At 72.8% G+C, this 15,536-nt stretch carries 1 protein-coding gene; it reads right to left on the bottom strand.

From position 1 onward, the window contains the following. Window positions 1-4: 4 nt before the first annotated feature. Window positions 5-15,469, bottom strand: coding sequence for a type I polyketide synthase (locus FXF68_RS44230; protein ID WP_148767038.1), 15,465 nt, complete (start codon window positions 15,467-15,469; stop codon window positions 5-7). Between the last annotated feature and the right edge of the window lie 67 nt (window positions 15,470-15,536).

Below are 15,536 nucleotides of genomic sequence, written 5' to 3'. Positions count from 1 at the left end.
TCGTTCACTCTTCCCGCGTCGTGTCGTCGAGGGTCGCGCCGTCGAGCGCCATGCTGATCAGGCTTTCGGCGTCCATCGCATCGATCGAGTCCCGCTCCGCGCCGCCGACCGCGGGCTCGCCGCGGCCGGTCGCGCCGGCGAGTTCGAGGAGGCTGTCCATCAGGCCCGCGTCCCGCAGGCGGCTCAGCGGAATGGCCCGCAGAAGGCTCCGGACCGTCTCCTCGTCGGAGTCGCCGCCGTCCTTTTCCGGAACCATTTCGGCGGCGATGTGGGCGGCGAGGACGCGGGCGTTCGGATAGTCGAACACCAGCGTCGCCGGGAGGCGCAGCCCGGTCACCGAATTCAGGCTGTTGCGGAGTTCGACCGCGCTGAGGGAGTCGAATCCGAGTTCCTTGAAGGCCCGTTCCGGCTCGATCGCGCCGTGCCCGCCGTGTCCGAGGACGGCCGCGGCGTGCCCGCGGACGACCTCCAGCAGGGCGTCCTCCCGCTCCGGCGGGGCGAGCCCGGCGAGGCGCCGCGCCAGCGCCTCGGCCGCGCCCGCGTCGGCGTCGACGACCCGCCGGACCGTCCTGCCGATCAGTCCCCTGAACAGGTGGTGCGGTTCGCCGTCCGCGGCGGCGAGCGCCTTGAGGTCGAGGTGGATCGGCACGAGGACGGGGGTGCCGAGCGCGTTCGCCGTGTCGAGCAGCGCCAGTCCTTCGTCGACGTCCATTCCGTCGACGCCGGAGCGGGCCGTGCGCTGGGCGCCGGAACCGTCCGCCATCCCGGTGCCGCCCGTGATCCAGGGGCCCCAGGCGAGCGACTGCGCGGGCAGGCCGTGCGCCCGGCGGTGGACGGCCAGCGCGTCGAGGAACGTGTTCGCGGCGGCGTAGTTGCCCTGGCCCGGCGTGCCGAGCACACCGGCCGCCGACGAGAACAGGACGAACGCCGCCAGGTCCATGTCGCGGGTCAACTCGTGCAGATTCCAGGCCGCGTCCACCTTGGGACGGAGGACGCCGTCGAGCCGTTCTGGCGTCAGCGAGGCGATCACTCCGTCGTCCAGGACTCCCGCCACGTGGACGACACCCGACAGCGAGCGTCCCTCCAGCAGGGCGGCCACGGCGTCGCGGTCGGCCATGTCGCACGCCACCAAGTCCACCTCCGCACCCCACTCGGACAGCTCAGCGCGCAACTCCGCCGCACCCGGCGTATCCGCCCCACGGCGACTGGTCAGCAGCAAGCTCCGCACGCCCCGCTCGACCACCAGATGCCGCGCCACCACCGAGCCCAACGCGCCCAAGGCGCCGGTCACCAGGACCGTGCCGTCAGCGGGGAAGGGCTGCGGCTCGGTCGGTTGCGCGGACACGCGCGCCAGCCGCATGGCGAACGCCGTGTCTCCGCGGATCGCTACCTGCGGCTCCTTGGTGCCCATCGCGGCGGTCACGTTGTTCGGGTCGTCGAGGTCGGCCAGGACGATCCGTCCCGGGTCCTCCGACTGCGCCGACCTGACCAGGCCCCATACCGCCGCGCCCGCCAGGTCGGTCACGTCCTCGCCGTCCACGGACACCGCGCCGGACGTCGCGACCATCAGCGTGGACGACGCGAACCTCTCCTCGCCCAGCCATGCCTGTAGCGCGGCCAGGACTTCGCGCGTGGAGTGGTGGACGGCGGCGGCGCCCGTTCCACTTGGCACGGCCAGGACCACGACGTCTGGAACCGGGTCGGCGTCGCTCAGATCGTCCCACCGCGCCCAGGACGGGTCGCCGGGCGGGACGAGCGGGATCGGCGACCACTCCGGCTGGAACAGCGATTCGTGGAAGCCCGGACCGCTCGCGGCCGACATCTGCTCCGCCGAGACCTCCCGCAGCGCGAGCGAGCCGATCGCCGCGACGGGACGTCCGGACACGTCCGCGACCTGCAACGACACAGACCCGCCAGGTGCCCGGACGATGCGCACCCGCAACGAGGCCGCCCCCGTCGCGAAGAGTTCCACGCCCGACCACGCGAAGGGGAGGGACGGGCCGTCACCGGCCGTTCCCCCCAGCGCGATCGCGTGCAGGCCCGCGTCGAGAAGTGCCGGGTGCAGCGCGAATCCGTCCGTGGTCTCCGCTGCGGGCAGGGACACTTCGGCGAACAGTTCGCCGTCGCGCCGCCATGCCGCTGTGAGGCCCTGGAACACCGGCCCGTACTCCAAGCCCGCCATTGCCATGTCGGCGTAGAGGCCGTTCGCTTCGAGGGGGACGGCGTCCACGGGCGGCCATTGCCGCAAGTCGAATTCCGGGTCGGTTTCGGCGGCGGACATTTGCCCTGCCGCGTGACGTGTCCACGGCATTTCAGTTCCGGTCCGGGAATAGACGGTGACCGTTCGCCGGTCTTCTTCGTCCGCCGCGCCGACGACGACCTGGACAAGCGTGTGGCCGTCCGCGGGGAGGACGAGCGGTTGTTCGAGGGTGAGCTCGTCGATCCGGCCGCAGCCGACCTGATCTCCCGCACGGACGGCCAGTTCCACGAATCCCGTGCCGGGGAAGATCACGACGCCGCCAACGGCATGGTCGGCCAGCCAGGGTTGCGTGTGCACCGACAGCCGGCCCGACAGCACCACCCCGTCCGACTCGGGCGAGGTCACCACTGCGCTGAGGAGTGGGTGGTCCGCCGATCCCAGCCCCATGGACTCGGCGTCGCCACCGGCCTGCGGAGCCACCAGCCAGAACCGCTCACGCTGGAAGGCGTAGGTCGGCAGTTCGACGAAGCGGGCGGCGTGGTCTGCGAACATCACGTGCCAGTCGACGTCCGTGCCGTGGGCGTGGATTCGGCCGAGAGCCGTCAACAACTGCTTGGCTTCTGGACGATCCCGGCGGAGGACGGGCGCGACGACCGCATCGTCCACGCTGCCGCGCACCATAGCGGTCAGCACACCGTCCGGGCCGATCTCCAGGAATTGCGTGATGCCTTGGTCGCGGAGATCGATAACGGTGTCATGGAATCGGACGGCGTCGCGGACGTGCCGCACCCAATACTCGGCGTCAGGTTGCGGCCCCGCGAGCGGAATCGCGGGTTCGTTGAAGGTGATGGATCCGGCGACCTGACGGAAGTCGTCCAGCATCGAGTCCATCAGCGGGGAATGGAAGGCGTGCGACACCCGCAGCCGGGTCGTCTTGCGCCCCAGCTCCGTAAAATGCTCCACGAGCCGGGAGACTTCATCTTCCGCGCCCGACACCACGACCGAGTCCAGGCCGTTCACCGCCGCGACGCCGACCCGGTCGTTCACATGCGGGACGATCTCGTCCTCGGTCGCCTGCACCGCTGCCATCGCCCCACCAGGCGGCAGCGCCTGCATCAACCGACCCCGAGCAGCCACCAACTTCGCCGCATCCCCCAGCGAGAACATCCCCGCCACATGCGCCGCCGCCAACTCACCAATCGAATGACCCGCCAAGAAATCAGGCCGGACACCCCACGACTCCAACAGCCGATAAAGCGCGACCTCGACCGCGAACAGACCCGTCTGAGTGAACACCGTCTGGTCCAGCAACTCAGGCTCAGACCACACGACCTCCTGCAAAGGCCGGTCCAGATGCTTGTCCAATTCAGCGCAGACCGCGTCGAACGCTTCCGCGAACACCGGGAACGCCTCATACAACTCCCGGCCCATCCCCACACGCTGCGAACCCTGACCCGAGAACAGGAAAGCCGTCCCGCCCAGGGCTGTCGTGCCGTGCACCACGTCAGGGTGCGGTTCACCCGAAGCAAGAGCCGCCAGTCTTTCGAGGGCGGAATCCCGGTCATCGGCCACGACAACGGCACGGTGATCCAAGACGGCACGCGAAGTCGCCAGGGAAAAGGCCACGTCCACGGCACGCAGTTCCGGCTGAGCGGCCAAGTGTGTCCGCAGTTTCTCCGCCTGGGCCCGAAGACCCGGTTCGTCACGCGCGGAGATGACCCAGGGAACGGTCGTCGGCTCGTCCGCCACCAAGACATCGGCTTCAGTTTCGACGGTCGTCGGCTCTTCGAGGATGACGTGCGCGTTCGTCCCGCTGATCCCGAACGACGAAATCCCGGCTCGACGCGGATGACCGTTCTTCCCCCATTCCCGCGTCTCGGTCAGCAGCCGAACGTCTCCCGTCGACCAATCCACGTGCGGGGTCGGCTCGTCCACATGCAACGTCTTCGGCAGCACCCCATGCCGCATCGCCTGGACCATCTTGATGATCCCGGCCACCCCAGCAGCCGCCTGCGTATGACCGATATTCGACTTGATCGACCCCAGCCACAACGGCCGCCCCTCCGAACGACCCTGGCCATACGTCGCCAGCAACGCCTGCGCCTCGATCGGATCACCCAACGTCGTACCGGTGCCATGCGCCTCGACCGCATCCACATCAGCAACGCCCAACCCGGCATTGGCCAACGCCTGCCGGATCACCCGACGCTGCGACGGACCATTCGGCGCCGTCAACCCATTCGACGCACCATCCTGATTCACCGCCGAACCACGCACCACCGCCAACACCGGATGCCCAAGCCGCCGAGCATCAGAAAGACGCTCGACCAACAACATCCCCGCACCCTCACCCCACGACGTCCCATCAGCCGAAGCGGCAAACGACTTCGCCCGGCCGTCAGGCGCCAGTCCACGCTGCCGACTGAATTCGACGAACGCCTCCGGCGAAGCCATTACCGCGACGCCACCGGCCAGCGCGAGCGAGCACTCCCCCGACCGCAACGCCTGCGCCGCCCAATGCAACGCCACCAACGACGACGAACACGCCGTGTCCACCGTCACAGCCGGACCCTCGAAACCGAACGTGTAAGAGATCCGGCCAGAGGCGACGGCCCCAGAATTACTGTTGTGCGCGTAGTCGTGGTACATCACTCCGGCGAACACGCCAGTGGAACTCCCACGCAGCGAAGAAGGGTCGATCCCCGCCCGCTCCAACGCCTCCCACGACACTTCCAGCAACAACCTCTGCTGCGGATCCATGATCCACGCCTCGTTCGGGCTGATGCCGAAGAACCCCGGATCGAATTCCGCCGCGTCGTAGAGGAAGCCTCCCGCGTTCACGTAACTGGTATGCGGACGTCCCCCCTCGGGGTCGTAGAGCCGATCGACATTCCACCCGCGATCGGACGGGAAAGCCGAGATACCGTCACGGCCGTCCAGGACCAGGTCCCAGAGCGCATCCGGCGTGGTGACGTCGCCGGGATACCGGCACGCCATTCCGATGATGGCGATCGGCTCGTCGTCCACGGGGGCGCGCACCGCGACGGCCGCGCCCGCCGACGCCGACGACGCGGCGCCCATCACCTCATCGACCAGGTACCGCGCCAGCACGACCGGCGTCGGGTAGTCGAACACCAGCGTCGCGGGCAGCCGCAGCCCCGTCACCTGGTTCAGCCGGTTGCGCTGCTCCACCGCCGACAGCGAGTCGAAGCCCAGATCGCGGAAGGCCCGCTCAGGCTCGACCGTGCGCGGATCGTCGTGGCCCAACACCGAAGCCGCGTGGGCGCGGACGATCTCCAGCATCGCCTGGGCCCGCTCCGCCTCCGGGAGCGCGGCGAGCCGGGCCCGCAGCGCTCCCGCCGTGCCCGCCCCGCCCGTGCCTGCCTTCGCGGCCTGGCGCGGACGTCCGGCCAAACCGCGCAGCATCGGCGGCAGCGCGTCACCGGCCGCGGCCAGCGCCGCCGATTCCAACCCGATCGGGACGACCAAGGCGTCATCGGCACCCAGCGCCGCGTCGAACAGCCCGAGCCCCTGCTCCACGCTCAGCGGACGCACCCCGGAACGGGCCATCCGCCTGATCTCGCCCTCGTCGAGCCGTCCGGACATCCCGGTGTCGGCCGCCCACAGCCCCCACGCCAGCGACCGTCCGGGCAGCCCGTGCGCCCGGCGGTGCTGGACGAGCCCGTCCACGAACGCGTTGGCCGCAGCGTAGTTGCCCTGTCCGGGCGCGCCCATCACGCCGCCCGCCGAGGAGAAGACGACGAACTCCGACAGGTCCATGTCGCGGGTCAGTTCGTGCAGGTGCCAGGCACCGAGGGCTTTGGGCGCGAGGACGGCGCGCAGCCGCTCCGGCGTCAGGGACGAGATCACGCCGTCCTCCAGGAGCCCCGCCGCGTGGATCACCGCAGAAAGGTCCCGGCCGTCCAGCAGGGCGGCGACGGCGTCTCGGTCGGCGACATCGCAGGCCGCGAGCTCGACCTCCGCGCCCAGCTCCGCCAGTTCGGCCGACAGCTCCGCAGCGCCCGGCGCGGACGCGCCCCTCCGGCTCGTCAACAGCAGGTTCCGGACACCGTGCTCCACCACCAGATGGCGTGCCACGAGCGCGCCGAGCCCGCCCGTCCCGCCGGTGATCAGGACGGATCCGCTCAGCTCCGCCGCACGGTCGGACACACCACCGCCCCGCACGAGACGCGGCACCAGCCCGGCCCCGGAGCGGATCACGAGCTGCGGCTCCCCCGCCTCGGCGGCGGCTACAGCCGCCGCCACCGCGCCACCCAGGTCGGAGACGTCGTCTACGTCCGCGAGCAGGATGCGGTCCGGGTGTTCCGACTGCGCCGACCTCACGAGCCCCCACACCGCCGCGCCCGCCAGGTCAGCGATGTCCTCCCCGTCCACGGACATGGCGCCCGACGTGACGACCAGCAGCCGCGACTCCGCGAACCGCTCGTCGGCCAGCCACGCCTGGAGGTCCGCGAGCGCACCGCCGACCGCGTCGATCGGGTCACCGCCCCCGGCCCGCAGGACGACGAGGTCGGGCACCTCGCCCATTTCCGAATCCCAGAGCGCCCATTTCGCGGCCGACTCAGAAGGAGACGCGACGACCGGGCGCCATTCCAGCCGGTAAAGCGAATCCGTCGCCCCGGCTCCCGCCCCGGCGAGGCTCTCCGAAGGCATCGGCCGCGACTGCAAGGACTCCACGGACATCACCGGCCGCCCGTCCCCGTCGGCCAGTTGCAGCGCGACCGCGTCCGCCCCAGCCGGGGCCAGCCGAGCCCGGACGGACCGCGCGCCGGACGCCACCAGCCGCACTCCGCTCCACGCGAACGGCAGCACCGTCCCGCGCGAGTCGTCCTCGGGCGCGGCGACGAGACCGGTGTGCAGGACGGCGTCCAGCAGCGCGGGGTGCAGCCCGAACCCGGTGGCCTCGCCCCATGCGTCCTCGGGCAGCGTCACCTCCGCGAACAGTTCGTCCTCGCGCCTCCACGCCGCGCGCAGCCCTTGGAAGACCGGGCCGTATTCGTAGCCCGCGCCGGCCAGCGATTCGTACGCGCCGTCCAGCAACAGCGGGTCGGCGCCCTCGGGCGGCCACACGGCGAGGTCGAACACGGGCGCCGGGTCGTCGGGGGCGAGCACACCGGTGGCGTGCCGGGTCCACGGCCGGTCCTCCGGGCCCTCGGCCGGACGCGAGTGGACGCCGACCGCGCGGCGGCCCGTCTCGTCGGCGTCCTCCACCACGACCTGGACGGTGACGCCGCCGTGCGCGGGCAGCGGCAGCGGGGCGTGCAGGGTCAGCTCATCCAGCGTGCCGCAACCGAGCTGGTCCCCGGCCCGGATCGCCAGCTCGACCAGGCCCGCGCCCGGGAACAGCACGTGTCCGAGCACCCGGTGGTCGGCGAGCCACGGCCGCGTGCCGACCGACAGCCGCCCCGTGAGGACGGCACCGCCCGAGTCCGGGAGGGTGACCACGGCGCCGAGGAGCGGATGGTCGGCGGGCGCGAGGCCCGTCCCGGACAGGTCGGCGCCGTCGCCCTGGCCCTCCACCCAGTACCGCCGCCGCTGGAACGCGTACGTCGGCAGCTCCGCCGGGACGGCGGGCGGACGTGCACCGAAGAGAGCCCGCCACCCGACGTGGACGCCGTGCGCGTGCAGGCGTCCGGCCGCGGCGACGGCCGTGACCGGCTCGGGACGGTCGGCGCGCAGGACGGGCGTGACGACGACGCCCTCCGCCGAATCGTCCAGGGCCGTCCGGACCATCCCCGCGAGCACGCCGTCCGGGCCCAGCTCCACGAACCGGTTCACGCCCGCGGCGCGCAGCGTCCGGACGCCCTCGTGGAAGCGGACGGTGTCGCGGACGTGCCGCACCCAGTACTCGGCCGTCCCGAGATCCGCCGCCTCCGCGCCGCGAACGTTCGAGATCACCGGAATGGCGGGCTCCGCGTAGCGGACGCTTTCCGCGACGTCCCGGAATTCGTCGAGCATAGGGTCCATGAGCGGGGAATGGAAAGCGTGCGACACTCGCAGCCGCGTCGTCCTGCGCCCCAGTTCCGTGAAGTGCTCAAGAATGCGGGCGACGTCGCTTTCGGCTCCGGCGACGACGATGGCCTGCGGGCCGTTAACCGCCGCGATTCCGACGTCCCGGCCGTCGAGCAGCGGGACGACCTCGTCCTCGGCCGCCTGGACGGCCGCCATCGCTCCCCCGGCCGGAAGCGCCTGCATCAGCCTGCCGCGCGCCGCGACCACCCGGGCCGCGTCCTCCAGCGGGAACACGCCCGCCACATGCGCGGCCGCCAGCTCGCCGATCGAGTGACCGGCCAGGAAGTCCGGCCGCACGCCCCACGATTCCAGCAGCCGGAAAAGCGCGACCTCGACCGCGAACAGGCCCGGCTGGGCGAACTCCGTCCGGTCGAGGCGCGCCGCGTCCGACCAGAGGACGTCCCGCAGCGGGCGGTCGAGATGCCGGTCGAATTCCGCGCAGACCGCGTCGAAGGCTTCGGCGAAAACCGGGAACGCCTCATACGACTCCCGGCCCATCCCGGCACGCTGCGAGCCCTGCCCTGAGAAAAGGAACGCCGTCGCTCCGGACGCCACGGCGCCGCGCGCCGCGTCCGGGCCCGGCTCGCCGTCGATGAGCGTGTCCAGCGCCGCGAGCAGCTCGGTGCGGTCGCGGCCGACCGCGACGGCGCGGTGTTCCAGCAGGGCCCGCGACGTGACGAGCGCGTGGCCGATCTCGGCGGGGTCGGCGTCCGGGCGCGCCAGGACGTGGTCGCGCAGCCGCTCGCACTGGGCTCGGAGGCCGCCCTCGTCGCGTCCGCTGACCACCCACGGGACGACCGGCAACGCGTCCGCCGAGGAGCGCACACCTTCGCCGTCCACCGGGGGCGCCTCGATGACCACGTGCGCGTTGGTGCCGCTGATCCCGAACGACGAGATCCCGGCACGGCGCGGACGACCGTTCTGGGGCCATTCCCGCGCCTCGGTCAGCAGTTCGACGCGCCCCGCCGTCCAGTCGACGTGCGGGGTCGGCTCGTCGACATGCAGCGTCTTCGGCAGGACGCCGTGCCGCATCGCCTCGATCATCTTGATGATCCCGGCCACCCCGGCGGCGGCCTGCGTGTGCCCGATGTTCGACTTGATCGACCCCAGCCACAACGGCCGGTCGTCCGGACGGTCCTGCCCATATGTCGCGAGAAGCGCCTGCGCCTCTATCGGGTCGCCCAGCGTCGTTCCGGTGCCATGCGCCTCGACCGCGTCCACGTCACCGGCGCCGAGCCCGGCATTGGCGAGCGCCTGCAGAATCACCCGTTGCTGCGACGGCCCGTTCGGTGCGGTCAAGCCATTCGACGCGCCGTCCTGGTTGACCGCCGAACCGCGCACGACCGCCAGCACCGGATGGCCATTGGCGCGGGCGTCGGAAAGGCGCTCCACCAAGAGCATTCCGGCGCCCTCGCCCCAGGACGTGCCGTCCGCGGCGGCGGCGAACGACTTCGCCCGGCCGTCCCGCGCCAGCCCGCGCTGCTCGCTGAACTCGACGAACACGTCCGGCGCCGCCATGACCGCGACGCCCCCGGCCAGCGCCAGCGAGCACTCCCCCGACCGCAGCGCCTGCACGGCCAGATGGAGGGCGACCAGCGACGACGAGCACGCCGTGTCCACGGTCACCGCCGGGCCCTCAAGCCCGAACGTGTAGGAAATGCGCCCGGACGCCACCGAACCCGAATTGCTGTTGTGCGCGTAATCGTGGTACATCATTCCGGCGAAAACACCGGTCGACGTTCCGCGCAGCGACGAAGGGTCGATTCCCGCGCGCTCAAGCGCCTCCCACGAAACCTCCAGCAACAAACGCTGCTGCGGGTCCATGACGCGGGCCTCGTTCGGGCCGATTCCGAAGAACCCGGGGTCGAAGCCCGCCGCGTCGTGCAGGAAACCGCCCGAGTCGACGTAACTGGTGCCGGGCCGCACGCCCTCGGGGTCGTGGATCCGCTCGATGTTCCAGCCCCGGTCGGCGGGGAACCGCGTGATGCCGTCCGCGCCCGCCGCGACCAGTTCCCACAGCGCCTCGGGCGTGCCGACGCCGCCGGGATAGCGGCACGCCATCCCGACGATCACGATCGGGTCGTCGTCCACCGCCGGGCGGACGGCGGACGCCGCGACCGTCACGGCCTGCCGCGCGCCGGAGATCTCGTCCGCGAGATGGCGCGCCAGCACGTCCGGCGTCGGGTAGTCGAACACGAGCGTCGCGGGCAGCCGCAGCCCGGTCACCCGGCTCACCCTGCTCCGCAGCTCCACCGCGGACAGCGAGTCGAAGCCCAGGTCGCGGAACGCGCGCTCCGCGCCCACCGCGTCCGGGCCGTCGAACCCGAGCACGGACGCGGCCTGCGCGCGGACGATCTCCAGCACCGCCGCGCGGCGCTCGTCGTCCGGGAGGACCGCGAGGCGTTCGCGCAGCACCCCGGCCGCGCCTCCCCCGCCGCCGCCCGCGGTCCGTCGACGGCGGCGCGCGAGGCCGCCGAGCAGGGGCGGGAGCTCGTCGGGGTCCTCGCCGAGGACGGCCGTGTCCAGCCCGATCGGCACGAGCAGCGGCTCCGGCCGTCCGGTGGCGGCGTCGAACAGCGCGAGGCCCTGCTCGACCGTCAGCGGACGGACGCCGAACCGCGCGATGCGGCGGACGTCGTCCGCGTCCAGCGCGCCGCCCATCCCCGCCGCCGAGTCCCACAGCCCCCACGCCAGCGACAGGCCCGGCAGGCCGAGCGCGCGCCGATGCTGGACGAGCCCGTCCAGGAAGGCGTTCGCCGTCGCGTAGTTGCCCTGCCCGGCGGAGCCGAGGATGCCCGCTGCGGAGGAGAACACGACGAACGCCGACAGGTCCATGTCGCGGGTCAGCTCGTGCAGGTGCCAGGCGCCGAGGGCCTTCGGGGCGAGCACCGCGTCCAGCCGCTCGGGCGTCAGCGAGGCGAGGACGCCGTCGTCGAGGACGCCCGCCGCGTGCACGACCGCCGACAGGCGGCGGCCGTCGAGCAGCGCGGCGAGGGCCGCCCGGTCACCGACGTCGCAGGCCACCGCCTCGGCCTCGGCGCCCAGCTCGGCCAGGTCGGCGAGCAGCCCGGCGGCGCCCGGCGCGTCCGGTCCCCGCCGGCTCGCGAGCAGCAGCCGCCGCACGCCGTGCACGGCCGCGAGATGGCGGGCGACGAGCGCGCCGAGCCCGCCCGTCCCGCCGGTGACCAGCACGGTGCCCGTGCCGAACGGCTCGTCGGCGGCGGGTTCGGCGGCGGACGTCCGGGCGAGGCGCGGGACGTACGCCGTCCCGCCCCGCACCGCGACCTGCGGCTCGCCCGACGCGTGCGCGACGGCGGCGGCGACGTCGTCCGGGTCGTCGGTGTCGATCAGGACGATGCGGCCCGGGTCCTCCGACTGCGCCGTGCGGACGAGGCCCCACACCGCCGCCGCGCCGAGATCGGTGACGTCCTCGCTGGCCACGGACACCGCGCCCGACGTGACGACGACCAGCGAAGACGCCGCGAAACGCTCGTCCGTCAGCCACGAACGCACGGCCGCCAAGGCGTGCTGCGCCGCGTCGCGCGGCTCCTCCGCCGCGATCGGCAGGACGACGACCTCGGGCACCACATCACCGAGGTCGTCCCACAGCGCCCATGAGGATTCGGCAGGCGTCCCAGTCGACGGCGCGGGAATCCATTCCAGGCCGAACAGCGAATCGGACGCCGGGTCGGTGCCGGGGGCGGCGAGGCGTCCAGCCGGGACGGGGCGCGAGATCAGGGAGTCCACGGCCGCCACGGGACGGCCGGAGTCGTCCGCGAGCCGCAGCGCGACGCCGTCGTCCCCGGCGGGCGACAGCCGCGCGCGCAGCGCCGGGGCGCCCGACGCGTAGAGGCGGACGCCGGTCCACGCGAACGGCAGGACCAGGTCGCCGTCACCGTCGCCGTCTCGGGAGACCGCGCCCGCGTGCAGGACGGCGTCCAGCGCGGCCGGGTGCAGGCCGAAGCGGGCGGCGTCGTCCCAGGCGTCCTCGGGCAGCGCGACCTCGGTGAACAGCTCGCCGCCGCGCCGCCACACGGCCCGCAGGCCCTGGAACACGGGGCCGTAGTCGTAGCCGACCTCCGCCAGGCGCTCGTAGGCGTCGTCCACCGGGACGGGCACCGCGCCCCGCGGCGGCCACGCGGCGAGATCGAAGTCCGGTTCCGGCGCGCCCGGGGCGAGGAGGCCGTCGGCGTGCCGCTCCCAGATCTCGTCCTCGCCGACCTGCGAGTAGATCCCGACCCTGCGGCGGCCCGCGTCGTCGGCGCCGTCCACCACGACCTGGACGGTCACGCCGCCCTGGGCGGGCAGGACGAGCGGCGCCTGGAGCGTCAGCTCCTCCAGCGTGTCGCAGCCGACGTGGTCACCGGCCTGGACGGCGAGCTCCACGAACGCGGTCCCGGGCAGCAGCACCGCGCCGCCGACGACGTGGTCCGCGAGCCACGGCCGGGCCGCCGGGGACAGCCGCCCGGTCAGGACGGCGCCGCCCGTCTCCGGCAGGGTCAGCCGCGCGCCGAGCAGCGGATGGTCGGCGGGACGGAGCCCGGCCGACGCGACGTCGCCGGACCCGCCCGTGCCCTCCAGCCAGTAGCGGCGGCGCTGGAACGGGTAGGTGGGCAGCTCCACGTGCGAGCCGCCGCGCAGCAGCGGCTCCCAGTCGACGGCGGCGCCGCGCGCCTGGAGGCGTCCGAGCGCGGTGAGCAGCTCGGCGGCCTCCGGCCGGTCGCGGCGCAGGACGGGGACGACGAGCGCGCCGTCGCCGGGGTCGTCGAGGCAGGTCTCGGTCATGGCGGCGAGGACGCCGTCCGGTCCCACCTCCACGAACCGGGTCGCACCGGCCTCGCGGAGCGTCCGAACGCAGTCCCGGAAACGGACGGCCTCCCGGATGTGGCGCGTCCAATGCCCCGCCGTCCCCAGCTCCTCGGCCTGCCGACCCGTGACGTTGGAGACGACGGGAATGGTGGGCGCGCCATAGGAGATACCGCCGGCCACCTCCTCGAATTCGGCGAGGATCGGGTCCATCAGCGGGGAATGGAAGGCGTGCGAGACGCGCAGCCGGGTCGTCCGGCGGCCGAGCGCGGTGAAATGCTCGACGATTCCGGCCACGGCCTTCTCCGCGCCGGACACGACCACCGAGTCCGGGCCGTTGATCGCGGCGACGGCGGCGAGCGCCGGGTCCAGCAGCGGGACGACCTCGTCCTCGGCGGCCTGGATCGCGGCCATCGCCCCGCCCGCCGGGAGCGACTGCATGAGGCGTCCCCGCGCGGCGACCAGCTTGGCCGCGTCCTCCAGGGAGAAGACGTCGGCCACGTGCGCGGCGGCCAATTCCCCGATCGAATGCCCGGCGAGCAGGTCGGGTCGGACGCCCCACGATTCCAGCAGCCGGAAGAGCGCGACCTCGACCGCGAAAAGGCCCGTCTGGGTGAACGCCGTCTGGTCGAGCAGTTCAGGCTCAGACCAGATCACGTCCTTCAATGGACGGTCGAGATGCCGGTCCAGCTCGGCGCAGATCGCGTCGAAAGCCTCGGCGAACGCCGGGAACGCTTCGTACAGTTCCCGGCCCATTCCGGGACGCTGCGAGCCCTGCCCGGAGAAGAGGAACGCGGTCAGGCCGGTCCCGGCGACGCCCCGTGCGCTCCGCTCCGCCGTGCCTTCGGCGAGCGCGTCCAGTTCCGACAGCAGTTCGTCGCGGTCGCGGCCCACCGCGACCGCGCGGTGCTCCAGCAGCGCGCGGCCCTTCGCCAGTGAGTACCCCACGTCGAGCGGGGCGAGGTCGGGACGCGCCCGGACGTGCTCGCGAAGCCCGTCGATCTGCTCCTGGAGCGCGGTCTCGTCGCGCGCCGACAGCACCCACGGGACGACCGGCGGGGCGTCCGCCTGGACCTCGGCGGGTTCGGCGGCGGGCGCCTGCTCGATGATGACGTGCGCGTTCGTCCCGCTGATCCCGAAGGACGACACGGCCGCGCGACGCGGCCGCCCGTCCGCCGTCCAGTCGCGCGCCTCGGTGAGCAGCTCGACGCGCCCGGCCGTCCAGTCGACGTGCGGGGTGGGCTCGTCGACATGGAGCGTCTTCGGCAGGACGCCGTTCCGCATCGCCTGGACGATCTTGATGATGCCCGCGACCCCGGCGGCGGCCTGCGTGTGCCCGATGTTCGACTTGATCGAGCCGAGCCACAACGGCCGGCCATCGGGACGGTTCTGGCCGTAGGTCGCGAGGAGGGCCTGCGCCTCGATCGGGTCGCCGAGCGTCGTGCCGGTGCCGTGCGCCTCCACCGCGTCGACCTCGTCGGCGGTCAGGCGCGCGTTGTCGAGGGCCTGCCGGATCACGCGGCGCTGCGCCGGTCCGTTCGGCGCGGTCAGGCCGTTGGACGCGCCGTCCTGGTTGACCGCGCTGCCGCGCACGACCGCCAGCACCGGGTGCCCGTTCGCGCGGGCGTCGGACAGCCGCTCGACCAGCAGCATTCCCGCGCCCTCGCCCCAGGCCGTGCCGTCGGCCCCGGCGGCGAACGCCTTCACCCGGCCGTCGGCCGCGAGCCCGCGCTGCCTGCTGAACTCGACGAACGTGTCCGGCGTCGCCATCACCGTGACGCCGCCCGCGAGCGCCAGCGAGCACTCCCCCGACCGCAGCGACTGGACGGCCCAGTGCAGCGCCACCAGCGCGGACGAGCACGCCGTGTCGACCGTCACCGCCGGGCCTTCGAAGCCGAGCGTGTAGGAGATGCGGCCGGACGCGATCGCGCCGGTACTGCTGTTGAAGGCGTAGTCGTGGTAGTTCACGCCCGCGAACACGCCGGTGGGACTGCCGCGCAGGGACGACGGATCGATGCCCGCCCGCTCCAGCGCCTCCCACGACACCTCCAGCAGGAGACGCTGCTGCGGGTCCATCGTGAGCGCCTCGTTCGGGCCGACGCCGAAGAACGCCGGATCGAACTCGCCCGCGCCGTGCAGGAAGCCGCCCCGGTCGACATAGCTCTTGCCGGGACGGCCCGGCGTGGAGTCGAAAAGTCCCGCGTCCCAGCCGCGGTCGCCCGGGAAACGGGAAATGCCGTCCCGCCCGGCGGCGACCAGTTCCCAGAGTTCCGCGGGCGAGGCGACGTCGCCGGGAAAGCGGCACGCCATTCCGACGATCGCGACCGGCTCCCGGTCGCGCGCTTCGAGTTCGGTGACGCGGCGGCGCGCCTCACGCAGATCAAGGGTCGTGCGCTTGAGATAGTCGAGAAGTCTTTCCTCATCGCTCATCTCGGCCACCTCACTCAGGATTGGAAAGGCGCGAACGTTCGCCAGAAAGCCACTATTCGGCAATCAA

The sequence above is a fragment of the Actinomadura decatromicini genome, from assembly GCF_008121305.1.
Lineage (GTDB): Bacteria > Actinomycetota > Actinomycetes > Streptosporangiales > Streptosporangiaceae > Spirillospora > Spirillospora syzygii.
Note: the sequence above shows the minus strand (reverse complement) of the source record. Positions and strands in the feature narration are given on the sequence as shown.